Origin of the sequence: Shewanella indica (genome assembly GCF_002836975.1) — a bacterium.
In the GTDB taxonomy this organism is placed as follows: Bacteria; Pseudomonadota; Gammaproteobacteria; order Enterobacterales; family Shewanellaceae; genus Shewanella; species Shewanella indica.
In genome coordinates, this window is record NZ_NIJK01000024.1 from 1 (window position 1) to 26,062 (window position 26,062).

General features: G+C 51.5%; 22 protein-coding genes and 4 pseudogenes. 22 read left to right on the forward strand and 4 right to left on the reverse strand.

The features are described from left to right. The 4 pseudogenes from CX650_RS05715 to CX650_RS20330 form a co-directional block, all read left to right on the forward strand. Positions 1–351, forward strand: a pseudogene (locus CX650_RS05715) (transposase); the annotation flags it as partial. Positions 352–724: 373 nt separating this feature from the next. Next, a pseudogene (locus CX650_RS20320) lies at positions 725–943 on the forward strand (transposase); the annotation flags it as partial. Between the two features lie 373 nt (positions 944–1,316). Further along, positions 1,317–1,535: pseudogene (locus CX650_RS20325) on the forward strand (transposase); the annotation flags it as partial. Positions 1,536–2,124: 589 nt separating this feature from the next. Then, positions 2,125–2,343: pseudogene (locus CX650_RS20330) on the forward strand (transposase); the annotation flags it as partial. Between the two features lie 1,473 nt (positions 2,344–3,816). On the opposite strand, the gene CX650_RS05740 reads toward CX650_RS20330, so the two are convergent. Genes CX650_RS05740 through CX650_RS20335 form a run of 3 tightly spaced genes read right to left on the reverse strand, consistent with a single transcriptional unit; the run spans position 3,817 to position 6,372 of the window. Beyond that, complete coding sequence (locus CX650_RS05740) at positions 3,817–5,166, reverse strand: ATP-binding protein (RefSeq protein ID WP_101095254.1); 1,350 nt, start codon at positions 5,164–5,166, stop codon at positions 3,817–3,819. Further along, positions 5,166–5,855: a response regulator transcription factor gene (locus CX650_RS05745; protein ID WP_101095255.1), complete on the reverse strand. Its 690-nt coding sequence runs from the start codon at positions 5,853–5,855 to the stop codon at positions 5,166–5,168. The genes CX650_RS05740 and CX650_RS05745 overlap by 1 nt, the downstream gene beginning before the upstream one ends. A gap of 13 nt (positions 5,856–5,868) precedes the next feature. Further along, positions 5,869–6,372 (reverse strand): PepSY domain-containing protein, encoded by a 504-nt coding sequence (locus CX650_RS20335; RefSeq protein WP_229800135.1) that lies wholly within the window; start codon positions 6,370–6,372, stop codon positions 5,869–5,871. 347 nt (positions 6,373–6,719) lie between these two features. On the opposite strand from CX650_RS20335, the gene CX650_RS05755 reads away from it, so the two are divergent. Next, entirely contained in the window at positions 6,720–7,562 is an 843-nt protein-coding gene (locus tag CX650_RS05755; RefSeq protein ID WP_101095256.1) for a choice-of-anchor H family protein, read from the forward strand. Positions 7,563–7,668: 106 nt separating this feature from the next. Here the strand turns inward: CX650_RS05755 and CX650_RS05760 are convergent, their stop codons facing one another. Next, positions 7,669–8,799: a methyltransferase gene (locus tag CX650_RS05760; RefSeq protein ID WP_101095257.1), complete on the reverse strand. Its 1,131-nt coding sequence runs from the start codon at positions 8,797–8,799 to the stop codon at positions 7,669–7,671. Between the two features lie 163 nt (positions 8,800–8,962). Between CX650_RS05760 and CX650_RS05765 the strand changes: the two genes are divergently transcribed. The 17 genes from CX650_RS05765 to dinB all read left to right on the forward strand — a co-directional run bounded on the left by CX650_RS05765 (position 8,963) and on the right by dinB (position 26,047). Beyond that, positions 8,963–9,625, forward strand: coding sequence for an alpha-ketoglutarate-dependent dioxygenase AlkB family protein (locus CX650_RS05765; protein WP_101095258.1), 663 nt, complete (start codon positions 8,963–8,965; stop codon positions 9,623–9,625). A gap of 75 nt (positions 9,626–9,700) precedes the next feature. Continuing rightward, a complete protein-coding gene (locus CX650_RS05770) occupies positions 9,701–10,000 on the forward strand; it encodes a BolA family protein (protein ID WP_039033687.1) in 300 nt (99 codons plus the stop codon). A 124-nt stretch (positions 10,001–10,124) separates the two neighbouring features. Continuing rightward, complete coding sequence (gene luxS / locus CX650_RS05775; RefSeq protein WP_101095259.1) at positions 10,125–10,634, forward strand: S-ribosylhomocysteine lyase; 510 nt, start codon at positions 10,125–10,127, stop codon at positions 10,632–10,634. Between the two features lie 131 nt (positions 10,635–10,765). Then, complete coding sequence (locus tag CX650_RS05780) at positions 10,766–12,811, forward strand: TonB-dependent receptor (protein ID WP_101095260.1); 2,046 nt, start codon at positions 10,766–10,768, stop codon at positions 12,809–12,811. Positions 12,812–13,183: 372 nt separating this feature from the next. Further along, positions 13,184–14,515 carry a Na(+)-translocating NADH-quinone reductase subunit A gene (locus CX650_RS05790; protein ID WP_101095272.1) on the forward strand — a complete coding sequence of 444 codons (1,332 nt, stop codon included), beginning with the start codon at positions 13,184–13,186 and terminating at the stop codon, positions 14,513–14,515. Next, the gene (locus tag CX650_RS05795) at positions 14,512–15,711 is read left to right on the forward strand and encodes an NADH:ubiquinone reductase (Na(+)-transporting) subunit B (protein WP_039033611.1); all 1,200 of its coding nucleotides are present in this window, start codon (positions 14,512–14,514) and stop codon (positions 15,709–15,711) included. The genes CX650_RS05790 and CX650_RS05795 overlap by 4 nt, the downstream gene beginning before the upstream one ends. Further along, the gene (locus tag CX650_RS05800; RefSeq protein ID WP_039033612.1) at positions 15,704–16,492 is read left to right on the forward strand and encodes a Na(+)-translocating NADH-quinone reductase subunit C; all 789 of its coding nucleotides are present in this window, start codon (positions 15,704–15,706) and stop codon (positions 16,490–16,492) included. The genes CX650_RS05795 and CX650_RS05800 overlap by 8 nt, the downstream gene beginning before the upstream one ends. Beyond that, on the forward strand, positions 16,492–17,124 hold the full coding sequence (locus CX650_RS05805; protein ID WP_039033613.1) for an NADH:ubiquinone reductase (Na(+)-transporting) subunit D: 633 nt from the start codon (positions 16,492–16,494) through the stop codon (positions 17,122–17,124). Before CX650_RS05800 ends, CX650_RS05805 begins: the two co-directional genes overlap by 1 nt. 5 nt (positions 17,125–17,129) lie before the next feature. Beyond that, positions 17,130–17,738, forward strand: coding sequence for an NADH:ubiquinone reductase (Na(+)-transporting) subunit E (gene nqrE, locus CX650_RS05810; protein ID WP_039033614.1), 609 nt, complete (start codon positions 17,130–17,132; stop codon positions 17,736–17,738). A 45-nt stretch (positions 17,739–17,783) separates the two neighbouring features. Continuing rightward, entirely contained in the window at positions 17,784–19,040 is a 1,257-nt protein-coding gene (gene nqrF / locus CX650_RS05815; protein WP_039033615.1) for an NADH:ubiquinone reductase (Na(+)-transporting) subunit F, read from the forward strand. A gap of 62 nt (positions 19,041–19,102) precedes the next feature. Then, complete coding sequence (locus CX650_RS05820; RefSeq protein WP_101095262.1) at positions 19,103–20,134, forward strand: FAD:protein FMN transferase; 1,032 nt, start codon at positions 19,103–19,105, stop codon at positions 20,132–20,134. 16 nt (positions 20,135–20,150) lie between these two features. Further along, complete coding sequence (nqrM, locus tag CX650_RS05825; protein ID WP_025011868.1) at positions 20,151–20,375, forward strand: (Na+)-NQR maturation NqrM; 225 nt, start codon at positions 20,151–20,153, stop codon at positions 20,373–20,375. A 104-nt stretch (positions 20,376–20,479) separates the two neighbouring features. Then, positions 20,480–21,466 carry a GGDEF domain-containing protein gene (locus CX650_RS05830; protein WP_157822998.1) on the forward strand — a complete coding sequence of 329 codons (987 nt, stop codon included), beginning with the start codon at positions 20,480–20,482 and terminating at the stop codon, positions 21,464–21,466. Between the two features lie 162 nt (positions 21,467–21,628). Next, entirely contained in the window at positions 21,629–22,102 is a 474-nt protein-coding gene (gene bfr, locus CX650_RS05835; RefSeq protein WP_039033618.1) for a bacterioferritin, read from the forward strand. Positions 22,103–22,112: 10 nt separating this feature from the next. Continuing rightward, complete coding sequence (gene bfr / locus CX650_RS05840) at positions 22,113–22,580, forward strand: bacterioferritin (protein WP_101095264.1); 468 nt, start codon at positions 22,113–22,115, stop codon at positions 22,578–22,580. 229 nt (positions 22,581–22,809) lie between these two features. After that, complete coding sequence (locus tag CX650_RS05845; RefSeq protein ID WP_101095265.1) at positions 22,810–24,816, forward strand: methyl-accepting chemotaxis protein; 2,007 nt, start codon at positions 22,810–22,812, stop codon at positions 24,814–24,816. Positions 24,817–24,970: 154 nt separating this feature from the next. Beyond that, positions 24,971–26,047, forward strand: coding sequence for a DNA polymerase IV (dinB, locus tag CX650_RS05850; RefSeq protein ID WP_101095273.1), 1,077 nt, complete (start codon positions 24,971–24,973; stop codon positions 26,045–26,047). The last annotated feature ends 15 nt before the right edge of the window (positions 26,048–26,062 follow it).

The window sequence follows — 26,062 nt, forward strand, 5'->3', positions numbered from 1 at the left end:
CAGGCAGCATTGAAATGCGAACAACCCGCCAGGTTACTGCCCTTTATCGGTAATGAATGCAGTAATCAGCCCAGTGGTATTACGTTTGGGCTCAAGGATTATCTTGAATTGGTGGATGATACTGGGCGCTGTATTCGCAATGATAAACGTGGCGCGATAAGTGAAAAGAGTACCAAGCTACTGACGCAGTTGAATATCCCTCATGAGAACTGGCTCAAGCTTACCACTGAATTTGGAAGACTATTTCATGGACCGGTAGGCACCTTGCAAGAGCTCAGCTGTTACTGCGAACACTTGGAGAAGCGACGACGGCATTTTGCAACCAGTTGCCAGTACTTTCAAACGGCCTGAACCCCACTCTATCTCAACCGCAGTTATTGAAATCCCCTGAACCATGGGTGGGGCTTGCACGGCTCAAATCTCGCATTTTTGCGTGAAATCGGTTCGATTTCATCAAACCTCTGCAACTCACGAATATCTTTCTACCTCCGGGTGCTCAAATCATCTAGCGGTGCTTGAACGCAGACTGAAAGAAGATTAAGTTATTGTTTTAAAGTGGGTGGCTTGATTTTTCGCAGCTTGATTTTTCGCAATATAGAGACAGCAAACCGATGGACAGACAGAGAAGTGCTTTATAGCGCTCAAATCCCCTAGCGGTGCTTGAACGCAAAAAGAAAGAAGATTAAGTTATTGTTTTACAGTGGGTGTCTTGATTTTTCCCTGTATTCGCAATGATAAACGTGGCGCGATAAGTGAAAAGAGTGCCAAGCTGCTGACGCGGTTGAATATCCATCATGAGAACTGGCTCAAGCTTACCACTGAATTTGGAAGACTATTTCTTGGACCGGTAGGCACCTTGCAAGAGCTCAGCTGTTACTGCGAACACTTGGAGAAGCGACGACGGCATTTTGCAACCAGTTGCCAGTACTTTCAAACGGCCTGAACCCCACTCTATCTCAACCGCAGTTATTGAAATCCCCTGAACCATGGGTGGGGCTTGCACGGCTCAAATCTCGCATTTTTGCGTGAAATCGGTTCGATTTCATCAAACCTCTGCAACTCACGAATATCTTTCTACCTCCGGGTGCTCAAATCATCTAGCGGTGCTTGAACGCAGACTGAAAGAAGATTAAGTTATTGTTTTAAAGTGGGTGGCTTGATTTTTCGCAGCTTGATTTTTCGCAATATAGAGACAGCAAACCGATGGACAGACAGAGAAGTGCTTTATAGCGCTCAAATCCCCTAGCGGTGCTTGAACGCAAAAAGAAAGAAGATTAAGTTATTGTTTTACAGTGGGTGTCTTGATTTTTCCCTGTATTCGCAATGATAAACGTGGCGCGATAAGTGAAAAGAGTGCCAAGCTGCTGACGCGGTTGAATATCCATCATGAGAACTGGCTCAAGCTTACCACTGAATTTGGAAGACTATTTCTTGGACCGGTAGGCACCTTGCAAGAGCTCAGCTGTTACTGCGAACACTTGGAGAAGCGACGACGGCATTTTGCAACCAGTTGCCAGTACTTTCAAACGGCCTGAACCCCACTCTATCTCAACCGCAGTCATTGAAATCCCCTGAACCATGGGTGGGGCTAGCACGGCTCAAATCTCACATTTTTGCGTGAAATCGGTTCGATTTCATCAAACCTCTGCAACTCACGGATATCTTTCTACCTCCGGGTGCTCAAATCCCCTAGCGGTGCTTGAACGCAGACCGAAAGAAGATTAAGTTATTGTTTTAAAGTGGGTGGCTTGATTTTTCGCTATCTCAACCGCAGTCATTGAAATCCCCTGAACCATGGGTGGGGCTTGCACGGCTCAAATCTCGCATTTTTGCGTGAAATCGGTTCGATTTCATCAAACCTCTGCAACTCACGAATATCTTTCTACCTCCGGGTGCTCAAATCATCTAGCGGTGCTTGAACGCAGACTGAAAGAAGATTAAGTTATTGTTTTAAAGTGGGTGGCTTGATTTTTCGCAGCTTGATTTTTCGCAATATAGAGACAGCAAACCGATGGACAGACAGAGAAGTGCTTTATAGCGCTCAAATCCCCTAGCGGTGCTTGAACGCAAAAAGAAAGAAGATTAAGTTATTGTTTTACAGTGGGTGTCTTGATTTTTCCCTGTATTCGCAATGATAAACGTGGCGCGATAAGTGAAAAGAGTGCCAAGCTGCTGACGCGGTTGAATATCCATCATGAGAACTGGCTCAAGCTTACCACTGAATTTGGAAGACTATTTCTTGGACCGGTAGGCACCTTGCAAGAGCTCAGCTGTTACTGCGAACACTTGGAGAAGCGACGACGGCATTTTGCAACCAGTTGCCAGTACTTTCAAACGGCCTGAACCCCACTCTATCTCAACCGCAGTCATTGAAATCCCCTGAACCATGGGTGGGGCTAGCACGGCTCAAATCTCACATTTTTGCGTGAAATCGGTTCGATTTCATCAAACCTCTGCAACTCACGGATATCTTTCTACCTCCGGGTGCTCAAATCCCCTAGCGGTGCTTGAACGCAGACCGAAAGAAGATTAAGTTATTGTTTTAAAGTGGGTGGCTTGATTTTTGAAAGAAGATTAAGTTATTGTTTTACAGTGGGTGGCTTGATTTTTCCTATCAACCTGTTTGTTTTCAATCCGTAGAACAAGCAATAAACATTGGTGAATCCCTGATATCTGCGGGATATTTTGAAAAAGTAAGTTACTGGGTTAACGGAGACCCCAGTATACCTGTTCGTGGGTTGGGTTTGGAATGGGATGGATTCGAACATTCAAAGTATTGTCCCAGCGGCGGGTATCCTGTCCTCATCTCTTACCTGGATAAGGATGAACTTGGGAACTCTGAAATAGTAATTAAATGGGCTCAAATAGTTTTTAAAAATATGCTTAAGGAACGAGGCATTGAAACATAACGAGTGACGGTGGCATTCCGTCAATAAGTATTTCACTAATTGTGATAGTTTTCGCCCATCGGGTTCAATTTTTCATTATGGTATTGAGCGTAACCAACAACTCTCGCATACAGGATATCAACGCTACTTTGGGAAGCGATTATTTCCTGAGGGGGCGTCTCTCTGCAATGTTATTTGTGCCAACGGCTTTCGGCGACACCGGGGGGGAATTGGTGCAACTCTGTTAGTCCTAAATAGCTTGAAATATTTGAGAGATCTGCAGACATACACCTATTTTTCAGGCACAGGTGGAACTGTGACCTTCCGAGCCTGGGATGGCGAGGCAGAGCTTACCACCGCATTTGTTCCAGACAAATGTCGGCATACACTCCATCCAAGGAGATAAGGGACGTACTCGAACAACGTCCCTGTTTAACGGCCAGCTCACCATCCCTGGCTCGCGCTCGAAAGCATGTTGCTATGCAACTCTCGCCATGTCACAGGATCGCCTGTGCGAAAGGCGCACCGCAGGTGATTGGCCACAACTTAGCTAGCCGCTAGGATCAAGTTCATTGGTGAGTTTTGGCTTGAAGCAATGCTAGCCACTGTGCCAGTGGCCTAACGTCGTGGAACAAATGCATTCATGCACAACGGCCAGCTTACCATCCCAGGTTTGCGCTCGAAAGCATGTTGCTGCGCAACTCTCACCGTGTCACAGGGGAGCCTGTGTGAAAGGCCGTTTTCGGACATCCTGTTCTTCACTGCATTTGGGCTTCGTGACCATTCCAACGGCAGGCAGAAACATCCATTGCCGGAAACTTGACCAGTGCTTATTGGCAGTATCAAGAGTGGCATTATCGCCATTTGGCAAGATTAGCCTTGTTGGAAATCGGTAAGGATGGGGAATGAATGTACTATATCCCCAATCTCAACTTCTGGGTAAAAACAGAGTGAAGCGGGCGCCACCCAGGGGAGATTGATCTATTTGCCACTGGCCTTGGTAGCTCTGCAGCAGATCTTTGACTATCGCCAGTCCTATACCATGGCCTTGTTGGTAGTTATCGGCTCTGACACCGCGCTCGAACAGCTGGGTTTTCTGCTGCTCTGTAATGCCCGGGCCATCGTCTTCGATGCAGAGGTTCAACCCTTTTTCGTTTACCCAGGTTTTGAGGGCGACCTTGCTGTTTGCTGCCTTGCAGGCGTTATCCAGTAGATTGCCGAGGAGTTCGGCCAGGTCGGCTTCATCACCGTAAAACAGGGCGTTTGTTGCCAGCTCAGCCTCAAATTCCAGCACCTTGTCCGCATAAATCTTGCCAAGGGTTCGCAGCAGTTTATCGGCCACGGTTTTACTGTTCACCCCTTGGTGCCAAGCGCCGCTGCCGGCACTTTGGGCTCGCTTCAACTGGTGGCCTATGCTGGCGTTAATTTGGCTGATGGGCTCTTGGGCATCGCTTGGCAAAGACTTGAGGCTTTGCAGTACCGCCAGCGGTGTTTTCAGGCTATGGGCCAGATCCGACAGGGCGTTGCGATAACGCTGGCGTTGGCGCTGTTCGTTGCTTATCAGGGCATTGAGCTGGGTCGCGACCTGTTGCAGCTCCTTGGGATAGTCGCTGCCGAGATGTTGCCGTTTGCCTTGCTCAACCGCTTCGAGCTCGGCGCGAAAGCGCGCCAGTGGTTTGAGTGTCCACCAGAGCCAGCCACCTTGTACCAGTAACAGGAACAGCATCAATAGTCCCAGGTATTGCCAGAGCTGGCGGCTGAAGGCGCCTTGGGTTTGCTCAAAGCCGGTCTGATCTTTGATGATGTGCACGGTAAAGGGAATATCCCGGCCATTATTCGAGGCTGAGGCAAAGCTGGCGCTGAAGCTGTAACTGAAGTGTGGCTTGCCCAGGAGAAGCATTTCGCCAAAGCGGCCTTCACCGAGTGGTGGGCTTGGAAGCTTGCCTGGAGGCGGCATACCGATAAAGGAAGGCGAATGCCATACCAGTTTGCCTTGGCTGCTGACCAAGGCGTAGAGCCCGGATTGATCTATGTTGAACTGTTTGTCCTGTAATTGTTCCGGCAGAACCAGTTCGCCCTGTTCCACTTCTGCCAATGCCAATACTCCATAAAGGGCGGCGCTGAGTTCATCTTTTACCGCGTGGGTCAATTGGGCACGAAAGGCATCGCTCAGGGTCACGCCGATAAGCGGCAAGAGCACCAGATTCAACAGCAGGGCGCTGATCACCAGTCGGCCCTTGAGTGAACCGGGCAGCAGCCTTGCAGGCAAGGGCTTCATCAGGGGTTATCTCTGACAGGAAGCGTATTAAGGCGATAACCCTGACCACGCAGGGTTTCAATAAGCCCAAGCGTGCCCTCGGGATCCAGCTTCTTGCGCAAACGGCGAATAAATACCTCAATCACATTGGAGTCCAGATCAAAGTCCTGATCATAGATATGCTCGATAAGCAGACTCTTGGAAGTGACTTCTCCCTGATGCAGCATCAGATACTCGAGCAATTTGTATTCGGAGGCGCTGAGGCTGACGCTGTGTTTGCCAAGTCGCACTTCACCGCTGCTGGTATTCAGGGTGACAGGGCCACTTTGCAGTAAGGGGCTGGCCTTACCTGCGCTACGGCGGATTAAAGCCTTGATCCTGGCGGTGAGTTCCATGGGGTGAAAGGGTTTAGTGAGGTAGTCATCACCACCGGCATCCAAGCCTTCCACCTTGTCTTGCCAGCCATCTCTGGCGGTGAGGATCAGCACAGGGTAATCCAGTCCCTTGGCACGCATCTGTTCAATCAGTGCTATGCCGCTGAGTTTGGGCAGGCCGATATCGATAATGGCGGCATCATAGGGATACTCCGCCGCCAGAAACAGGCCTTCTTCGCCGTCTGATGCCGTATCCAGATTGAAACCTGCCTCTTGCAGATGCTGTTTTAAGTTGGCCTGTAAGGCGGCATCATCTTCTACCAATAACAGTCGCATAAGCTATTTCCTGTCAGTTTGCCTGCAGGCGGCCGCTGCGGGCATCCACAGAGACATAGACAATTCGGCCACTGTCCTGCAGCAGTTTGACCCGATACCCCGGGTTGCCGTTGACCTTCACAGACTGCACCCTGAGTACCTTACCGCCATAAGCCTGCTTCACCAGTCTGGCGGCTTCATCGCCGCTGCGGACTTTCAGCTTGGCCTCCTGGGCCTGAGTCGTTCGTTCCGGCTTGGCAAAGGGGCCAGCATGCAAGGGCTGAGCGAAAGCCAGCGACAGCAATAGCATGCTTGCCGCGATAATCCCGCTTGAGTGATAAGCTTGATGCTTGATTTTACTGCCCCTTTTCATGGTTTTGCCCTTTTGGAAACGCTTGGCCCAGTGTAAAAGATCCCCGCGGTGGATGAAATAGCCAGCCGGGTCTTCACTCTCTATCTGTCCTTCCCCCGGTATTCGCTCAGGCCCGGTCAGTTGTACTCCTTCCAAGATGAACATCGGCTGACAGAAACCGTTCATCTCATGTTCACCCAGGCTGACTTTTAATAATGCTAAGGAAGGTGCAAATAAGTCCTCGTGGCACTCTGGCTTGCACAGCAATTGGCGCTCAAGGCATCTGACTGAAGGCATGCCGGGGCCTGTCGAAGTCGGATAACGCAGAGAGCCGGTTGCTGTGAAAGCCCCGAAGGGCGTGGCTTACAGACCTGCCTGCCTGCTATGTTGTGCTTCTTGCAAAGGACTAGGGCCATTTGCTGCGAACCACGCCTTGCATCCAGGCCTGTAAGCCGACGCAGAGCACACATGGGACTTGTTCGCACCTTCCCTAAACCCGAATAAGCGCGGGATGCGCCCTGTGGAGAAGCACTATGAAATTATTATCTTACACTGTATTTAGCCTGTCGCTGTTTTTGGCTCTGTTTGGGGCTCTGCCTGCTGCCTATGCCAAGGAGCCTGTCGGCGGACAAGTCTCCATCGGCCAAAAAGCGCAGCAACCGAGCGATGAACAGGATAGCTCAGGCGCGAAGCTACGGGCGGCACAACACAGGCAGTTGCTCAAGCAACTGCAGCAGGAGTGGCAATCTACCGGAGCTCAGGTTTCCGGTGAGCGCATGACCCGCGAGCAGATGATTGCCAATAAACAGAAACTGCCCGAGATCCAAGCCGCGCCGCAGCGGATGGTCTCCACTACGGCCCACAGCTATTACCATGAGTTCAGCTTTTATGAGGCGGCCAGCTACCTTTATGATGATTATGACTCTGATGGCTTTTATCGTAGCTTTGCGGTGCGCTTCGATGCCGATGTTTACGGTAATGATCCGGCCGAGTCTGTGCCCGTTTATGCCGAGCTTTATCTGAGCCGCAACGGCGGTGACTGGGAGCATTACTACAGCACTGAGGTGTTCTACATTCAGGGAGACAGTACCCAGGATGACTTTGAAGTGCTCACCACGTTGGAGAGCGGCTATCCCAGCGATCACTATGATGTGCTGATCGACCTCTATGAACCCGGTTACAGTGACATAGTGGCAACCATAAGTTCTTATGAAAGCAATAGCCTCTATGCCTTGCCGCTGGAGAGTCGCGAATGGGACAGAGATGATGGCGCGACTGTGATAGTCGATGCCGGCGGCAGCCTGTCAGTGCTGGCGCTCGCGAGTCTGGTACTGCTTGGCGGCTTGCGTTACAGACGCGGCCAAGTTGCCGCATGAAATCACAAAATTTAACTACACAGGCCGGGGTCTCTCCCGGCCTGTTTCTTTCCAGGTTCCCAACGGGGGCCGGAATGGGTCAACAAGGTTTACTCTTGTTGGCCTTTTATTTAGAGGCTTGCAGGATCACAAACTTACCATTGGAGGCTATGGTCTTGCAGTTGCCAAACAGGCGCTTGAGCTTGATGTGGTAACCCAGGTGACGGTTGCCGACCACATGCAGTATGCCGCCGTTCACCAGACGCCGTCTGGCATCGAGGAACATCTGCCAGGCAATATGATCTGTGATGGCCTCTCCCTGATGAAAAGGCGGGTTACAGAGCACCAGATCCGGTGCGACACCGGCGCTCAAATGACTCAGACAGTCATCCCAATAGAAGTGGCCGCGTTCGGCTTCAAAGCCATTGCTCTGCCAGTTGAGTCTGGCACTTTCCACGGCCATCTCTGAGTCATCGACAAAGTGAATGCTCGCCTCGGGATAACGTTTGGCCGCCGCCAGCCCCAAAACGCCATTGCCGCAGCCCAGGTCCACCACAGAGCTAAACTCACCTTCGGGGAGGTTGGCCAACATCAAACGGGCGCCGATATCCAGTTTGCCGGCGGCAAATACATTGCTGAGATTACAGATGTTGAGGCCGAATTCGCCAAGGGGCCACTCGCTGGGGGCAGGCAATTCGCGTGCCTGGCCATCGGCAAAAGCGGTAATCACCCGGGTCTTTTTCCATGCCAGACTGGCGCTGGCCTGGCCCAGATGTTTGCCAATCAGGGTCAACAAGGCTTGATTGATGGATTTGGCCTTGGCGCCAATCAATACCCGGGTACCGGCGGGAAGCATATTGGCCAGCATGCTCAACTGCCAGGCAAAAAAGTTGAGGTTCTTGGGCAGCTTCAGCAATATGGTATCGGGTACACAAGCAGGCATTTCCCGACTGTTTAGCCAGTGAATGTCGGCAGCGCTGAGATGGTTTTTCTCAAGATTCTGTCGAGCGCCAAGGTGGGAAGTGCGGGCATCCGAGCTCCAGTGAATCTTTGCATCTGGGTAACGTCGGCGAATGGCGCACAGCAGGGCACCAAAGCTGTCGTTGATAATAAGCACAGATTGAGGCGCCTCTTCCTCGGCGAGTTGTTTGAGCAGGTGTTCATCGGCGGCATCCCAGGCCTGGAGGTTGGATTCCTGCTCTTCGGGATAGCGGTGCAGAGTGAGCTGAATATCAGCGGCTGAGAACTGGCTGGTCATATAACTGGGCTTAAAGGACGAATTTGCGCGGATTATCGCAAATACTGGCGCTCAAGGCGATATTTGCGAAAATCTGCCTTGGTCATTATGTAATAGAGAAGGCTTAAGCCCGGCAATAAGCCACAGAGAAACAATGCCATGAAGTTCAAAGATGAGATTAAACATGAGTTCAAAAGAGATACAGCAGTCGCTGTTTGCACTTGAGCCTGGCTCATCTGCTGAGTCGGCAACAGGCGTGCAGCGGTTTGAGCAACCGCCTATGTTGCTGGTGCGCGATTATCTCAATCCAGCCCAGCAGGATGCCATTTGGCGCGAGGCGGAGCATTATCCCCTGACTCGCCCCGAGCTTGAGATATTCGGTAAGCGTCACGCTATTCCCCGTACTCAGGTGTGGTTTGGCGATCCCGGCTGTGATTATCGCTACTCAGGGTTATTGGTCCGGGCGCTTCCCTGGCCCAAATATCTGTTCCGGCTAAGGCAAAAGCTGGATCGGGACTGGCAGCTTGGCAGCAACGGCGTGCTGGTAAATCGTTATGCCGATGGCCGCGACGCCATGGGTTGGCACAGCGACGATGAACCTGAGCTGGCAGAGGGGGCCGATATCGCTTCAATTAGCCTGGGCGCCGGACGCGATTTTGATTTGAGACACAAGCAAAGCGGCGAGAAGCTGCGGCTCAGGCTTAACTCGGGCGATCTCTTGTTGATGCGCTGGCCGATGCAGCAGGAATGGCAACATGCGTTGCCAAGAAGGCTGAAACTCACAGAGCCCAGGCTCAATCTCACCTATCGGCAGCTCAAATTGGGTTTTCATCCCCCTGGTGGTTGAAAATTGCCGGATTGATCTTTGTTCGCCGACGCAGTAACCTGCCGCCAATCCCAACAGTTTATATCAGGTTTTACCATGTCCGTTGCCCAGACCATAGAGCAGAAGTTGCACCTCGCCCTGACGCCGAGTCATATAGAAGTCATCAACGAGAGCCACAATCACCATGTGCCGCCTAATTCAGAGACGCACTTCAAGGTGATCATTGTCAGTGAAGCCTTTGATGGCAAGCGTCTGCTGGCTCGCCATAGAGAAGTGAATCAGGCATTGGCGGAAGAACTGGCCAATGGCGTGCACGCTCTGTCCATGCACACTTATACTCAGGCCGAATGGGATGCTCAAAGCGCCGTGCCTGAGTCGCCCAAGTGCCGAGGTTAAAAGTCCTGGCTTGATAAACCGCCTCCAGGGGCTGCATTTGTGTTTTGGCGCTGTAATAATAGCGCTTTGAGACGCGAAACCATATAACAGTGCAAGCCTGCTTGCCATCCAAGGGAGAATACCCATGCCATTGTTAGACAGCTTTACCGTGGACCATACCAAGATGGAGGCACCGGCAGTGCGGGTGGCCAAGACCATGAGCACACCAAAGGGCGATACCATTACGGTATTTGACCTGCGTTTTTGCGCGCCCAACAAGGATATTCTCAGCGAGCGTGGCATTCATACTCTGGAACACCTGTTTGCCGGCTTTATGCGTGATCACCTCAATGGTGACGGGGTGGAGATCATAGATATTTCGCCCATGGGCTGTCGCACCGGCTTTTACATGAGCCTTATCGGGACACCGGAAGAAGGCCGGGTTGCCGATGCCTGGTTGGCAGCCATGGAAGATGTGCTCAAGGTACAAGATCAAATGGCTATTCCCGAGCTGAACGAATACCAGTGCGGTACCTATCAGATGCATTCTCTGGAGCAGGCGCAGGATATTGCCCGCAATATTATTGCCGCCGGTGTCAGCGTTAACCGCAACGACGATCTCAAGTTGAGTGAGGAACTGCTGAAGCAGCTCTAATCCCGCCCGGCTTACCTCGCTCAATCAAGCGGCTTGATATTTACTCAAGTCGCTTTTTTTTGTCCTCAAATCAGTTAGTTTACAAAAATATAACATCAAATGTGCGGTAACTGCTGATAGGGGATTGGGATATGAGTCAGAGGCGTGGCTTGCTTAAAGTGAGTGCAGTGGCCGGTTTGGTGAGCGGGAGTTTGGCCGGGCCGTGGGCGCACGCTGCCGAGCCTTTGGCTGCTGATCATCCGGCTTTTGAGCCCGCAGCAATCAATGCCATGTACTATGACTCGGCCGAGCGGCAATTGACCGCCGGTGGCGAGCTTATCCCAACCTTGCCTGGCAGTTTCAGTATCCGCGGCGCCGGTGGCAGCGGCCATTCCGGAATGGCAATTATCGAAGACAGGGTCAATCTGGCGCCGGCACCTTATTCTGCGCCTTATCTGTGGCAACTGCCGGATCCCGATACCCTGGTTGCCAGTTCGGCCAATGCCGCCGGTAGCTTGCTCTATGGTGGTAGCGGCAGTTTTGGTGTTTTGGAAACGCAAAGCCTGGGATTGCATGATACTCCGGGCAAGAGTGTGCGGCTTCAGGGCAATGAAGATAAAGGTTGGGGCGCCGAGGGCCGCGGTTTGATTGATGCCGATGACTATAAAGTGTTGCTGCAGGCGAGCCACAGGCGCCAGCAACCCTGGCAAGAATCGAGAAGCGCCGAGCAGGGGCAAGACGACAGCCAGACCAAGGTCCTTTTCAAGATAGCGGCCAACAGCTTGCCGGGTGCCCGCAGCCGGCAACATACTGAATTCAAGTATCAGTATTCACAGCAGCGGCAGTTTTTGCCGGGAATGGGGCTGACGGCTGCCGATTGGCAACTGAACCCTGAGTTGGTGTATGGCGCTGCCACGCAGGATAGACTCAAGAGCCGCAGTCACAGATATCAGCTGTCCCACCGCGTTGAGCCTACCGCCGGTTCCCGGGTGTTTACCGAGCTTTACTACCATAGCCATCACAGCTCGCAGTTGCAGATGAGTTTTGCCGAAGGCGCCTTTATTCAAGGTGACGTGCTTGAGCAACTGGCGGCCTTGGATGCCGCTGCTATCGGCGCGGTTTCATTGGTCGACTTTCGCCGTGATGATGACTTCGAGGCTATGGGGATCCAGACTCAGGCCATTACTCAATATGGTCGCCACAAGGTGAGTTACAGTGCCCGCTGGCACAGAGACAAGGCCGAGCTGGCCCCCGGCCTGGGGAGTTGGTTATGGCAGGATGGACTGCTGAGTGATACTGCGCAGAGTCTGAGTGTCAGGATTGATGACAAGGCCAGTGTCTGGAGCTCGGCGGTGACGGCTGAGCTCAATTGGTCGGCCGTGACTCTGGAGCTAGGTGTCGGCTATGAAGATGTCAGCTTGGAGCGCAGCAGCGAAACCGTGCCGCTTGCAGCCGCGGATTTCTCTGAAAGTGAATGGTTACCCACGGCCAAGCTCAGTTGGCGCGGGGAGACTCTGAGCCTGTTCGTCAGTGCCGGCAGGGCCTGGGCGGCGGCGAGCCCCGGCAACCAAGGGCAACGCTCCCAGCAAGCTTGGCAATATGAACTCGGTGGCCGCTTTGAATCAGGTAACTTCAAAAGTGCACTGAGCCTGTACCAGCGAGACTTCGACAATCTGCATTTTGACTGCACCGCAAGTAGCTTCTGCGACCCTGGGCTGCGCCTCAATCAATACAATCTCGGAGAAGTAGATGTTAAAGGCGCCGAACTGGCGCTCGATTACCGCCTGGACTCAGGCAGTGTCAATTGGCCCATGGGGCTCAAGTATCATTATACCCAAGCCAAGGCGCAGCATTCGGGTTGCCTTATGTTGAGTGGACCTTGCCTGATGGTCGATGAACAGTTGCCTTGGTTGCCTGAGCATGCCTTGAGTCTTCATGCCGGTCTGGAGTGGGGCGGCTTTAAGGCCAGAGCTCAGGGTATATATCGTTCAGAAGTGGCAAGCCTTACCCCTCAGGTGACGGCTAAGGACAGCATGCAGCTGGATCTGCTGCTGAGTTATGACTTCAACTCAAAACATCAGCTCTATTTTCGCGCCGAGGATCTGCTCGATGACGCTAGTCCGTTACGTGAAGATGACACTGGTTTGTTGGCAAGTGTTGGTCGACGTTTACAGCTGGGCTATCGAATGAAATTTTGAAGCAGAGCCTCCCCGGTAAAGCCGTGAAGATGAAATAAGTATTTTCGACTATTTAGTCGATTATTTCTTTAAAAATTAAAGGTATAAATTTATGGTTCAGGACAAAATCCTGCCTTTTGCCTGCTTGTCGCTATCTCTGCTTAACTCGTTTGGCTCAATTCTCTCTTGGCCACTTTGAAAGCAGGTTAAAACACTACAATTTTCGTGGCGATAGCGTTGCAATTGGGGTAAAATGCGCGCGACCAGCGTGATTGCGATCGCATTTCTGTGATAAATCTGCGCTAGCTCAACGCTCGATTTTTTTGTGTGAGAGTCGGGGGTTAGCAGGAACGCGGCGCATTGTCTTTCCTTCAAAACGTAGTGCATGTGGATATGATTACAATTAAGAAAGGATTGGATTTGCCTCTAGCAGGCGGACCAAAGCAAGTTATCCATGATGGCCCAGCCATTAAACACGTAGCTACTTTGGGTGAAGAGTATATTGGCTTACGTCCAACGATGAAGATCAAAGTGGGCGATAAAGTGCAAAAAGGTCAGGTGATTTTTGAGGATAAAAAGAATCCTGGCGTTAAATATACGGCTTTGGCCAGTGGCACAATATTAGAAATCAACCGCGGCGCCAAACGTGTTCTGCAGTCGGTCGTCATAGACATAGAAGGGGACGACGCCGTCTCTTTTGCCAAGTATGATGCCCAGGCTCTGGATACTCTGGAACCGCAGCAGGTTCGCGATAATCTGATTGAATCAGGTATGTGGACCGCATTGCGCACCCGTCCTTTCAGTAAGGTGCCTGCAGTGGATGCGACAGCAGCGGCTATCTTCGTGACAGCCATGGACTCCCAGCCACTGGCGGGCGATCCTCAAGTTGTTATCGCTGAGCATAAAGACGATTTCGTCAACGGCCTGAAAGTACTGGCCCGACTGACAGACAAAGTCTTCGTCTGTAAAGCACCAGGAGCAGACATTCCAGCGGCTAATGCCCAAGTGGAAGAGTTTGCCGGCCCCCATCCAGCGGGTCTGCCTGGGACTCATATCCACTTCTTGATGCCTGCCTCTGCCCGTCGCAGCGTATGGTACCTGGGTTACCAGGATGTCATCGCGATCGGTCAGCTGTTTACCACTGGTGAACTGAATAACCAGCGCGTAGTGGCCATCACTGGCCCCAAAGCCAAGAACCCTCGCTTAGTGCGCACTCTGCTGGGTGCCAGCACACAAGCCCTGACCCAAGACGAAGCCGATGGCCAAGTTCGGGTTATCTCAGGTTCTGTGCTTAACGGCCGTACTGCAATAGGTCCTCATGCTTATATGGGACGCTACTTCCAGCAGTTGACCCTGATTGAAGAGGGTACTGAGAAAGAGTTCTTCGGTTGGGTGATGCCTGGATCCGATAAATACTCCATTACCCGTGCTTTCCTGGGCCACTTGAGTCCTTCCCGACTGTTCAATATGACCAGCAGTACCGGTGGTTCCGAGCGGGCCATGGTGCCTATTGGCAACTATGAACGGGTGATGCCTCTGGATATTCTGCCCACTATGTTGCTGCGCGATCTTATCTCCGGTGATACCGATGGCGCCGTGGCATTGGGTGCGCTGGAGCTGGATGAGGAAGACCTGGCACTGTGTACTTTCGTATGTCCCGGTAAGTATGACTATGGTTCATACCTGCGTGACTGCTTGGAGACCGTCGAGAGGGAAGGCTTATGAGCTTGAAAGATTTTCTTGAGCGTATTGAACCGCAATTTGAAAAGGGCGGTAAATACGAGAAGTGGTATGCGCTCTATGAAGCCGCAGCGACCATTTTTTACACCCCGGGTAAAGTGAACAAGGGCAAGACCCACGTACGCGATAACCTGGATCTGAAACGCATGATGATTACTGTCTGGGCCTGTACTTTCCCCGCCATGTTTGTCGGGATGTACAACGTGGGTCTACAGGCGCAAATCGCCCTGGCCGCTGGCTTCGGTACTCCCGATGTTTGGCAGGTGGGTCTGTTTGAGCTCTTCGGTACTCAGCTGACAGCCGATTCCGGCTGGGCCACCTTGATGTGGTATGGCGCCTGCTTCTTCCTGCCTATATATGCAGTGACCTTCGCGGTCGGTGGTATTTGGGAAGTGCTGTTCGCCTCGGTTCGTGGTCATGAAGTCAACGAGGGTTTCTTCGTAACCTCTGTGCTGTTTGCTTTGACCTTGCCGGCGACTATCCCATTGTGGATGGTGGCACTGGGTATCACCTTTGGTGTGGTTGTGGCTAAGGAAGTGTTCGGTGGTACCGGACGTAACTTCCTCAACCCAGCACTGGCCGGTCGTGCCTTTCTGTTCTTTGCCTATCCGTTGAATATGTCCGGTGACACTTCTTGGGTCGTTGCCGACGGTTTCTCCGGCGCTACCGCGCTGAGTCAAGCGGCTTCAGGTACTCTGGACTACGCCTTCAACCAGAACTGGTGGGACGCCTTCTTTGGCTTTATTCCTGGTTCTGTCGGTGAAGTCTCTACCCTGGCTATCCTGCTCGGTGGTCTGGTTATCATCTATACCCGTATCGCTTCCTGGCGCATTGTCGGCGGCGTGATGGTCGGTATGATTGCCGTATCTCTGTTGCTGAACCTGGTCGGTTCTGAAACCAACCATATGTTTGCCATGCCTTGGTACTGGCACCTGGTTCTGGGTGGCTTTGCCTTCGGTATGATGTTTATGGCCACTGACCCAGTGTCGGCTTCCTTCACCAACCAGGCCAAATGGGCTTACGGTATCCTGATAGGTGCCATGGCAGTATTTATCCGTGTCATCAACCCTGCATTCCCTGAGGGCATGATGCTGGCGATTCTGTTTGCCAACCTGTTTGCGCCACTGTTTGACCATTTTGTAGTCCAGGCAAACATCAAGCGGAGGATTGCTCGTGGCTAGTAATAAGGATTCGTTCGGAAGAACGCTATTTGTTGTCGTTGGCCTGTGTCTTGTCTGCTCGATTTTCGTATCGACCGCAGCAGTACTGCTCAAGCCAACCCAGCAGGAAAACAAGCTGCTGGATAAGCAGAAGTTTATTCTGGAAGCCGCCAATCTGATCGATACCAAATCCGGCAAGGTCAGCAAAGATGTGGTTTTGGAAACTTACAAGAAGTATGTTGAAGCCAAGGTTATCGAGCTGAAAACCGGTGACGAAGTCACAGATATCAACGGCGATACCTATGATCAACAGAAAGCCTCTCGTGATCCTGCCACCTCTGTGGTGCCTGAGCATGACATTGCTTCGGTTAAGCGGATTGCCAAAAACGCCGTGGTTTATCTGGTGCGTGATGATGCCGGTAAAGTGACCAGCGTTATCCTGCCGGTTCATGGCTATGGCCTGTGGTCAACCATGTACGCGTTCCTGGCTTTGGAACCTGACATGAACACCATCCAGAACCTGGTTTATTACAACCAAGGGGAAACTCCGGGACTGGGCGGTGAAGTTGAAAATCCAAGCTGGAAAGCCAAATGGCAGGGTAAGAAGCTATTTGACGAGCAGGGTAACATAGCTATTACTGTGACCAAAAACCCCGCCGTTGCCGAGTCAGCTCATGGTGTTGATGCCTTGTCTGGTGCAACCCTGACCAGTAATGGTGTTCAGCACTCGCTGACATTCTGGCTGGGCGAGGAAGGTTTTGCTCGCTTTATTGAAAAAGCACGCAATGGAGGATTGAGCTAATGGCCGATAGTAAAGAACTCAAACAGGTTCTCACCGGACCTATAGTCAGCAATAACCCTATTGCGCTGCAGATCCTCGGGGTGTGTAGTGCCCTGGCGGTAACCAGTAAGCTGGAAACCGCATTGGTTATGACCATAGCACTGACGGCGGTAACCGCGTTTTCCAACCTGTTTATCTCCATCATACGTAACCATATTCCTGCCAGTGTGCGGATTATCGTGCAGATGACCATTATTGCTTCGTTGGTAATCGTGGTGGATCAGGTGTTGCAGGCATACGCTTATGACATCGCCAAGCAGCTGTCGGTATTCGTTGGTTTGATTATTACCAACTGTATCGTGATGGGTCGCGCCGAGGCCTATGCGATGAAGACCCCGCCGCTGATGAGCTTTATGGATGGTATAGGTAATGGCCTGGGTTATGGTCTGGTACTGATGAGCGTAGGTTTTGTCCGTGAACTCTTTGGTAACGGTTCGCTGTTTGGCGTCGAGATACTTTCCAAAGTATCAGACGGTGGCTGGTATCAGCCCAACGGCCTGTTACTGCTGCCGCCAAGTGCCTTCTTCCTGATCGGTATTCTGATTTGGATAATCCGCACTTATAAGCCAGAGCAAGTAGAAGCAAAAGGGTAAGCGCGATGGAACATTATATCAGTTTGTTAATTCGCTCTGTTTTCATCGAAAACATGGCACTGGCCTTCTTCCTGGGGATGTGTACCTTCTTGGCAGTTTCCAAGAAAGTGAAGACGGCCATGGGGCTTGGGGTTGCGGTTATCGTGGTGCTGACCATTTCAGTACCTGTTAACCAGATAATCTATCAAGGTATTCTGGCTCCTGGCGCACTGGCTTGGGCAGGTGTACCGGATGCCGATCTGAGCTTCCTTAAGTTCATTACCTTTATCGGTGTTATCGCAGCCTTGGTTCAGATCCTGGAAATGGCTCTGGATAAGTACTTCCCGCCACTCTACAACGCCTTGGGGATCTTCCTGCCGCTGATCACAGTAAACTGTGCGATTTTCGGTGCGGTATCTTTCATGGTTGAACGTGACTACAACCTGGGTGAGAGCCTGGTGTTCGGTTTCGGTTCCGGTTTTGGCTGGGCATTAGCTATCGTCCTGTTGGCCGGTATCCGTGAGAAGCTGAAGTATGCTGATGTGCCTAATGGTCTGCGTGGTCTGGGTATTACCTTTATCACTGCAGGTCTGATGGCCTTAGGTTTCATGTCGTTCTCTGGTGTGTCCCTTTAAGGGACACCAAGCGGCTTCCGAAATTGAACCTCTAAGGATAAGTTAATGGATATTCTTGGTATTTTTAAGTCTACTCCACTCGAGGTTTACCTCGGTGTGAGTATGTTTACCGCGATAGTTCTGATCCTGGTACTGGTGATCCTGTTCGCCAAATCCAAGTTGGTCTCCAGCGGTGATATTACTATTGGCATCAACGGTGACCCAGACAAGGCGATTACCACTGCTGCCGGTGGCAAGTTGCTGGGCGTTTTGGCCAACAACGGTATTTTCGTGTCATCTGCCTGTGGTGGCGGTGGCTCTTGTGGTCAGTGTCGTGTCAACGTTAAGTCCGGTGGCGGTGATATTCTGCCAACCGAACTGGATCACATCAGCAAGGGTGATGCCCGTAAGGGTTGCCGTCTGTCTTGTCAGGTTAACGTCAAGTCAGATATGGAAATTGAGCTGGACGAAGAGATCTTCGGCATCAAGAAGTGGGAATGTACTGTTATCTCCAACGATAACAAGGCAACCTTCATTAAAGAGCTCAAGCTGCAGATCCCTGATGGCGAGTCTGTACCTTTCCGTGCAGGTGGTTATATTCAGATTGAAGCCCCTGCTCACCATGTGAAGTATAAAGACTTCGATATTCCAGCTGAGTATCGTGGTGACTGGGAGCACTTTGGTTTCTTCAACCTGGAATCCAAGGTTGATGAAGAAACTATTCGTGCATACTCTATGGCCAACTATCCGGAAGAGTTCGGTATTATCATGCTGAACGTGCGGATTGCCACGCCTCCACCACGGAATTTGAGTCTGCCTTGTGGTAAGATGTCGTCTTACATCTGGAGTCTCAAGCCAGGTGATAAAGTCACTATCTCCGGCCCATTCGGTGAGTTCTTTGCCAAAGATACCGATGCTGAAATGGTCTTTATCGGCGGTGGTGCAGGTATGGCGCCTATGCGTTCTCATATCTTCGACCAGCTCAAGCGTCTTAAGTCCAAACGTAAGATGAGTTTCTGGTACGGTGCTCGCTCCAAGCGCGAAATGTTCTATGTTGAAGATTTCGATGGCCTGGCGGCAGAGAATGATAACTTTGTCTGGCACGTGGCCCTGTCCGATCCTCAGCCTGAGGACAATTGGGATGGCTACACTGGCTTCATTCACAACGTGCTCTATGAGAACTACCTCAAGTCGCACGAAGCCCCTGAAGATTGCGAGTTCTACATGTGTGGACCTCCAATGATGAACGCAGCGGTAATTGCTATGCTGAAAGATCTTGGCGTTGAAGATGAAAATATCCTCTTGGATGACTTCGGTGGCTAAGCATTAGTTCATTCCCTGGCACTGCCTTTTGGCAGTGCCAGTTTGTAAGGGAAATTCATAGTATGCAGTTCAAGACCGCTAAGTTTACAACGCTGGCAAATTGGCTGGTCCTCATAGGATTGGCCTTTTTTGTTTCTGGGTGCAGTAGTCAGGATGATGTGATTGCACTCTCCGGCAGCACCATGGGCACCACCTATCACATTAAGGTGGTCAACAGTGAGCGCTTGCCGGATGCTCAGTTGTTACAGGCTGAAATCGATATGGCGCTGGAGCAGGTGAACGACCAGATGTCGACCTACAGGCCCGACTCCGAGCTTTCACGTTTCAATCAGCTCAAGCCAGGCCAAAGCCAGGCCGTTTCCGCCGATACCATTACCAATATTCGTGAAGGAATTAGACTATATCAGCTCACTGACGGCGCGCTCGATATTACCCTGGGACCCTTGGTCAACCTGTGGGGGTTTGGCCCGGATAAGCGGCCTTTGGAAGTGCCTTCTGCCGAGCAGATAGCCAACGCCAAGGCAAGAATGGGCATAGATGCCATTCAGATAGAAGGGGACCGGCTCAGCAAGACTCAGTCCAGCGTCTATGTGGACTTGTCATCCATAGCCAAAGGGTTTGGGGTCGATAAAGTGGCTCGTTTGCTGGATAAATATCAGCCCAAAGGTTATCTGGTGGAGATTGGCGGTGAGATCAGCGTCAAGGGAAGCAAAGGCGATGGCAAACCCTGGCGGGTGGCGATAGAGCAGCCGGCGGATAATGGCCTGGCCGTGCAACAGGTGATAGAGCCGGGCACCATGGCCATGGCGACCTCGGGTGATTATCGCAACTATTATGAGGAAGACGGACAGCGCTTTACTCATATTATTGACCCCCGCAGCGGCTTTCCGGTAGAGCACAGACTGGCCTCTGTCACTGTGTTGCACCCTCAGTGTATGACGGCCGATGGTTTCGCCACTGCCATGATGGTGATGGGCACAGAAGCCTCACTGGCCCTGGCCGAAAAGGAAAAGCTGGCCATCATGCTGATTGAAAAACAGGACGAAGGGTTTAAGGTATACTATAGCTCTGCGTTTAAAGCCTTCGTCGATTAGAGTAATTGGAGCCTTTATGAGTACTTTTATTGCAGCCTTTGTGATACTGCTGGCATTTTTCCTGCTGATGTCTGTGGGCTATTTAATCAAGCGCAAGGCGGTGCAGGGTAGCTGTGGTGGCCTCGGGGTCTTGGGCATAGAAAAAGCCTGTGATTGTGATGAGCCATGTGATAAACGCAAGGCCCGTGAAGCGGCAGAAGAAGCCCGGCGCGAGCGTTTAACCAAAGATAGAATTATTTGAAAAAGGGCCTCTTCGGAGGCCTTTTCTTCGTCCATCGTTCTCGTCAATTTCTCTTGTACTACACTCTGTGGCATGGACAAGCGCTCTGTAGAGGAGATATGCCGATGAACCGGGAACCGGAAGCTATTCTCGATTCTGTGGTACAACTGACCGAGCAGCGGCAGTTGGATTCACTGGCCGAGAGCCTGGTGTCCACAGTATCGCAAATGCTCAGTATAGATGAGGTGTGTATCCTGGATGTGGATAAGCTCACCAAGCGTAAAGGGGGCCTGGATGGCCAGCGCAATGTCAGTAGCGCCAGCTTGGCGGTGTCGGTCAAACTCTGTATCGAACAACGAAGGGAGATCTGTTTTTCCAACGGTTTGCATCAGGAGTTGGCCGTTCCTATTATCATCAATGACAAACTCACCAAGGTGCTCTTGGTCAGCGCGCCTTTATTGACTGAGCAAGACAGGGTTCTACTCAGAGGTTTCGCCAAGGTCTATGAGAACTATTTTCACATAGTGGTGGAGAGTGAAACCGACAGCCTGACCAATTTATTAAACCGCAAGGCCTTTTTGCCACAGCTTTACAGCTCGGTGGAGATTGCCTGCGACCTCCTGCAGGAGCAAGCGCAGGCAAGTCAGGATGCCGACGAGGAGCTCAAGTTGTGGATCTGCATCTTCGATATAGATTACTTCAAAAAAATCAACGATACCTTTGGTCACCTCTATGGCGATGAAGTTTTGTTGCAGGTTTCGGCGCTGATGAAACAGGTGTTCAGTGCTCAGGATCTTATGTTTCGTTTCGGCGGTGATGAGTTTGTTATCTTACCTTCACCGCGAAGCCGCAGAGCGCTTATCGAATTGTGTCAGGAGTTCACCCAGAATTTGGCTCAATTGCAGCAGGAGCGTTTAGGCGGGATCCGCATCTCTATGGGAATTGTGGGAATCGATCCCCGGGTTGATCCCGGCACTTTGCTCAATCAGGCTGACAATGCACTGTATTTTGTTAAAGGCAATGGCCGTAACCAAGTAGCGTTTTACGGGCAACTGCTGGCGGAAGGCAAGCTAGAAGGACCACAAATTGAGGATGATATTGAGCTTTTTTAATCACTTGAGCACAAAACTTTCTTGCTAATCTTAGTCAAAATGATAATAGTTTCCTTTTGTAAGTTTGTGAAATTAAAAGTTAATTTGTAATGCCTCCTACTTTAGGCTAGGCTGGAAAAACTTGACTTGGATCAAGTTTAATCAAAGCTAAAGGACGAGACAATGAAAGGTCATCCCAAAGTGGTTTCCCAGCTCAACAAGGTGTTGACCTGTGAGCTGACAGCCATCAATCAGTACTTCCTTCATGCCCGCATGTTCAAGAACTGGGGCCTGGAAGGACTCAACCATAAAGCCTACAAAAAATCGATTCAGGATATGAAACACGCCGACAAGCTTATTGAGCGGGTGTTGTTTCTCGAAGGTCTGCCCAACTTGCAACAGCTGGACAAGCTGCGCATAGGTGAACACAGCGAAGAGATGCTGGCCTGTGACAAACAGATGCTGGAAGAACAACTGACAGTGCTGCGTGATGCCATTGCCTTGTGTGAGGCTGAGCGTGATTATGTCAGTCGCGATATCCTTGAGGATCTGCTGGAAGATGAAGAGGAACATCTGGATTGGCTGGAAGCTCAGTTTGAGCTGATAGGCCTGACCGGACTGGCTAACTATCTGCAATCACAGATTGAGACAGAATAAGGAGACAGATATGAAAGGCCATCAGCAAGTCATAGATGTGCTCAATAAGCTGCTGATCGGGGAACTGTCGGCAATGGATCAGTATTTCGTACATGCCCATATGTATGAAGACTGGGGGCTGAATGAGCTCTATGAGCGGATCAAGCATGAGTCGGACGATGAAAGAGAGCATGCCGCCAAGTTGATTGCGCGGATCCTGTTTCTGGAAGGTACTCCGGATGTTGCCAGTCGCGACGCCCTCACCATAGGCAAGAATGTGCAGGAGATGCTCCACAACGACTTGCAATATGAATACAAGGTTGCTGCCAACCTGAGAGAAGCCATTACCTTGTGTGAGCAACTCAAGGACTATCAGAGCCGGGAGTTATTGGAGCTATTACTGGAAGAAACCGAAGACGACCACATGTATTGGCTGGAGAAGCAACTGGGCCTTATTGGCAAGGTTGGGCTTCAGAATTACATCCAGTCCAAGATGTAACGGTATCAAAGCCGCTACGACAGGAGCCGCTATTGCGGCTCTTTTGCTATCTGGTGTTGGTTGAATGCACTTAAGTTGGTAATAAGATACTGAATCGCTTCGGTTTGGTGCAGTGGATTGTTTACATAGAAAATTATATTGTTTCTTGCCATTTAATAGTCAAACTTGTTAACAGATTCTGATACATTGCAGGTTTCCTTAAATAAAAATATAACAAATAGGACTCGCAATGGAGCAGATAAGACGTTCCCTCAGTTTGCAACTTGTATTGGCTATCGCCGGTGCCCTGGCGCTGTTGTTGTCTATCGTGGCGGCTGTGATGGTTAAGAGCAGCAGCGACGATACCCGTGCCCGTATAGATCAGGATATATCGGCGCTGATCACCCTCAAGGCCAATGAAATCGGCAACTACTTCTACGCCAAGGGGCAGATTATTCACTCTGTCTTTGCTAACCCTGCCATCAATAACTGGTTTGCCACATACCATAGCCGTGGCTCAGATCTCAGTCTCGATCCCGGCTATCAACAGCTGGTGGATTACTTTCACTTTTTCTCCGAGCAGGACAAGGAGATCAAGTCGGTGTTCTTCGGCTCGGCCAATACCTTCGAGTACTTTGATCTCAATGGTCGTTACGATGGCGATCCCGACTACTACACCAACAAACGTCCCTGGTGGCAGGAGGCGATAGACAAAAATGGTTTGTTTGTCGGCGACCCGGCTGTGGATGCCAACGACGGCTCAATCTCGGCCACAGTCAAGACAGTAGTCAAGGATGCCAATGGTCGCCTGATAGGCATAGGCGGTATGGATATTCTCATCGATACCATAGGTAAAAACCTGCTGGCGCCAATCAAATATCGGGGCGAAGGCCAGGCATTTTTGATGACGGAGCAGGGAAAGTTGGTGTACTTCCCGGGTTTTAATCAAGCGTTCCCCGCCGGCTCTGATGCGGCCGTTATTGACAATCTCAGCGGTGACAATCAGGGCTTTAGTGAACTGAAACGTGAAATGCAAACCCGGGATGCCGGTATTGCCGAAGTCACTTATCAGGGAGAATTGCAGCGAGTGAGCTATATTGCCATTCGCGGTGATTATCCCAAGGTGCGCTGGTATTTGGGGTTTATGTTGCCCAATGAAGTGTTTCAGGCTCCTGTGAAGCAAAGCCTTTGGCAAACCAGCCTGGTTTCAGTGGGGATTATTTTACTGGTGGCGTTAACCGTTTTCCTGATGATGCTGCCGTTTCGGCGTAATCTCAATAGCCTGCTGCACACCATGGAAGATATCGCCGAGGGTGAGGGCGACTTGTCACGCCGCATTGAAATCAACCGCACCGATGAACTTGGGCGTCTTGGCGCAGCATTCAATCGTTTTGCCGCCAAGGTGCAGAGTCTGTTGCTGGAAACCCGTGAGCTCAGTGGTCGGGTGGATAATGGGGTTGCCGCCGCGGCTGAGGTGTGTGACAACGCACTGGCCTCTGTCAGTGCCCAGAAACAGGAAATTGCCTCGGTGGCTACAGCTGCTACCGAAATGGCCCACACAAGCCAGGAGATGGCGACCAGCGCCCAACGAGCCGCCGAGTTTGCCGAGACGGCACTGTTGCAGTCCAGAAACGGCGCAGATGTGGTGCAGCAGGCCAGTCAGGGAATGCACTCACTTTCCACACAGGTCAACCAGGCTGCCGGGGTTATTCGGGCGCTCAGAAGCAGCTCGGAGGAGATAGGCGAGGTGCTCAGTGTGATCCGCGCCATTGCCGAGCAAACCAATCTGCTGGCACTCAACGCCGCCATTGAAGCGGCCCGCGCCGGGGAGCAGGGAAGGGGCTTTGCGGTTGTTGCCGATGAGGTGCGCACCCTGGCATCCCGCACCCAGGACTCGACGACCAATATTCAGGACATTATCCAGACTCTGCAGCAACAGGCACAGCAAGCCGAACAGGTGATGGAAGCCGGAGTCAGGGAGGCCAACCAGGGCCAAAGCCTGACTCTGGAAGTGGAGCGAGCATTGACAGAAATCACCGCGGCAGTGGATGCCATCCAGTTGCAAACCATGGAGATCACAGCGGCTATAGGCCAGCAGGCTGTGGTGGCCGAAGAAGTGGCCTGCAATATTGAAAATGTTCGTGGCCGCTCCGATGAATCCCTGAGCGCCAGCGAAGAATTGTCACAAAAGATGCGGGCATTTCAACAGTTGGCCACGGCTCTGGGGCGCAACATAGGTCAGTTCCGCATAGATTAAGACGAGCTTTAAATCCATAAAGGAGAGCCCAGGCTCTCCTTTTTTGCTCCCGATTGAAATACCTTTACGTTATCCTGGCTTGTTAACTGTGTTTATATACAGTACTCTGTTTGTGTCCGGCTCGACCGAGCCCTTTGAGATCCGGAAAGCAAGCTTGAGAAAGATCATACATATCGACATGGACTGCTATTTTGCCGCAGTGGAGATGCGTGATTTTCCAGAATATCGTGGCCGACCTCTGGCCGTAGGTGGCAGCAGTGACAGACGCGGGGTGATAAGCACCTGCAATTATGAGGCGCGTAAATTCGGTGTTCGTTCTGCCATGGCCTCGGCCTATGCGTTAAAGCTTTGCCCGGATCTGCTGCTGATCCCCGGGCGCATGTCTGTCTATAAGGAGGTCTCGGCAGAGATCCGGGCCATTTTTGCCCGCTATACCTCACTGATTGAACCTCTGTCGCTGGATGAAGCCTATCTGGATGTATCCGATAGCTCGTTATACCAAGGTTCGGCCACCCTAATTGCCGAGGCTATTCGCGCCGATATCCTGGCGGAAACAGGCCTTACGGCTTCTGCGGGTATCGCTCCGGTCAAGTTTCTCGCCAAGGTGGCCTCAGATCTCAATAAGCCCAACGGCCAGTATGTGGTCACGCCACAGGCGCTGCCTGAGTTTGTAAAAAAACTGCCGCTTATCAAGATCCCCGGAGTCGGTAAGGTCACCGCTCAGAAACTGGCCGAAATGGGGCTGCATACCTGTGCGGATGTACAGAAGGTGCCTTTGGCCATATTGCAACAGAGGTTTGGGAAGTTTGGAAGCTTACTTTATGAAAGGGCTCAGGGGATAGACGAACGGGAGTTGACCATTAACCGAGAACGTAAATCGGTTGGGGTAGAGACCACGCTGGCAGAGGATATCCATACCCTGGCTCAGTGTCGTCAGGTAATGCCACAGTTGGTGCAGGAGTTGGCCCGCCGTTTGGAGCGCGGAGCCAAAGACAGGCAAATTCAAAAGCTGGTGGTCAAACTCAAGTTCAGTGACTTTAAACAGACCACTATAGAAACCCGCTCGAGAGAGTTATCTGTGCGTTTGCTGGATGACTTGCTGACCCAGGCATTGCAAAGAGCCAACGGCCGTGGCATCCGCCTGCTGGGGGTCGCTGTCGGCCTGGTTAGCCAGGATGACAGCCACTCATCGGCAGAGGAAACTCTACAGCAATTGGATTTGGCTTTCTAAATTGACAGTTTGGAT

Excerpts from the sequence above, each read along its gene's own strand:
- CX650_RS05760 (WP_101095257.1), bottom strand. The coding sequence starts at position 8,799 with ATGACCAGCCAGTTCTCAGCCGCTGATATTCAGCTCACTCTGCACCGC.
- bfr (WP_101095264.1), top strand. The coding sequence starts at position 22,113 with ATGAAAGGCCATCAGCAAGTCATAGATGTGCTCAATAAGCTGCTGATC.
- CX650_RS05790 (WP_101095272.1), top strand. The coding sequence starts at position 13,184 with ATGATTACAATTAAGAAAGGATTGGATTTGCCTCTAGCAGGCGGACCA.
- CX650_RS05740 (WP_101095254.1), bottom strand. The coding sequence starts at position 5,166 with ATGAAGCCCTTGCCTGCAAGGCTGCTGCCCGGTTCACTCAAGGGCCGA.
- luxS (WP_101095259.1), top strand. The coding sequence starts at position 10,125 with ATGCCATTGTTAGACAGCTTTACCGTGGACCATACCAAGATGGAGGCA.
- CX650_RS05755 (WP_101095256.1), top strand. The coding sequence starts at position 6,720 with ATGAAATTATTATCTTACACTGTATTTAGCCTGTCGCTGTTTTTGGCT.
- CX650_RS05780 (WP_101095260.1), top strand. The coding sequence starts at position 10,766 with ATGAGTCAGAGGCGTGGCTTGCTTAAAGTGAGTGCAGTGGCCGGTTTG.
- nqrM (WP_025011868.1), top strand. The coding sequence starts at position 20,151 with ATGAGTACTTTTATTGCAGCCTTTGTGATACTGCTGGCATTTTTCCTG.
- CX650_RS05765 (WP_101095258.1), top strand. The coding sequence starts at position 8,963 with ATGAGTTCAAAAGAGATACAGCAGTCGCTGTTTGCACTTGAGCCTGGC.
- CX650_RS20335 (WP_229800135.1), bottom strand. The coding sequence starts at position 6,372 with ATGAACGGTTTCTGTCAGCCGATGTTCATCTTGGAAGGAGTACAACTG.
- nqrE (WP_039033614.1), top strand. The coding sequence starts at position 17,130 with ATGGAACATTATATCAGTTTGTTAATTCGCTCTGTTTTCATCGAAAAC.
- CX650_RS05770 (WP_039033687.1), top strand. The coding sequence starts at position 9,701 with ATGTCCGTTGCCCAGACCATAGAGCAGAAGTTGCACCTCGCCCTGACG.
- CX650_RS05795 (WP_039033611.1), top strand. The coding sequence starts at position 14,512 with ATGAGCTTGAAAGATTTTCTTGAGCGTATTGAACCGCAATTTGAAAAG.
- CX650_RS05820 (WP_101095262.1), top strand. The coding sequence starts at position 19,103 with ATGCAGTTCAAGACCGCTAAGTTTACAACGCTGGCAAATTGGCTGGTC.
- CX650_RS05845 (WP_101095265.1), top strand. The coding sequence starts at position 22,810 with ATGGAGCAGATAAGACGTTCCCTCAGTTTGCAACTTGTATTGGCTATC.
- nqrF (WP_039033615.1), top strand. The coding sequence starts at position 17,784 with ATGGATATTCTTGGTATTTTTAAGTCTACTCCACTCGAGGTTTACCTC.
- CX650_RS05745 (WP_101095255.1), bottom strand. The coding sequence starts at position 5,855 with ATGCGACTGTTATTGGTAGAAGATGATGCCGCCTTACAGGCCAACTTA.
- CX650_RS05830 (WP_157822998.1), top strand. The coding sequence starts at position 20,480 with ATGAACCGGGAACCGGAAGCTATTCTCGATTCTGTGGTACAACTGACC.
- bfr (WP_039033618.1), top strand. The coding sequence starts at position 21,629 with ATGAAAGGTCATCCCAAAGTGGTTTCCCAGCTCAACAAGGTGTTGACC.
- CX650_RS05805 (WP_039033613.1), top strand. The coding sequence starts at position 16,492 with ATGGCCGATAGTAAAGAACTCAAACAGGTTCTCACCGGACCTATAGTC.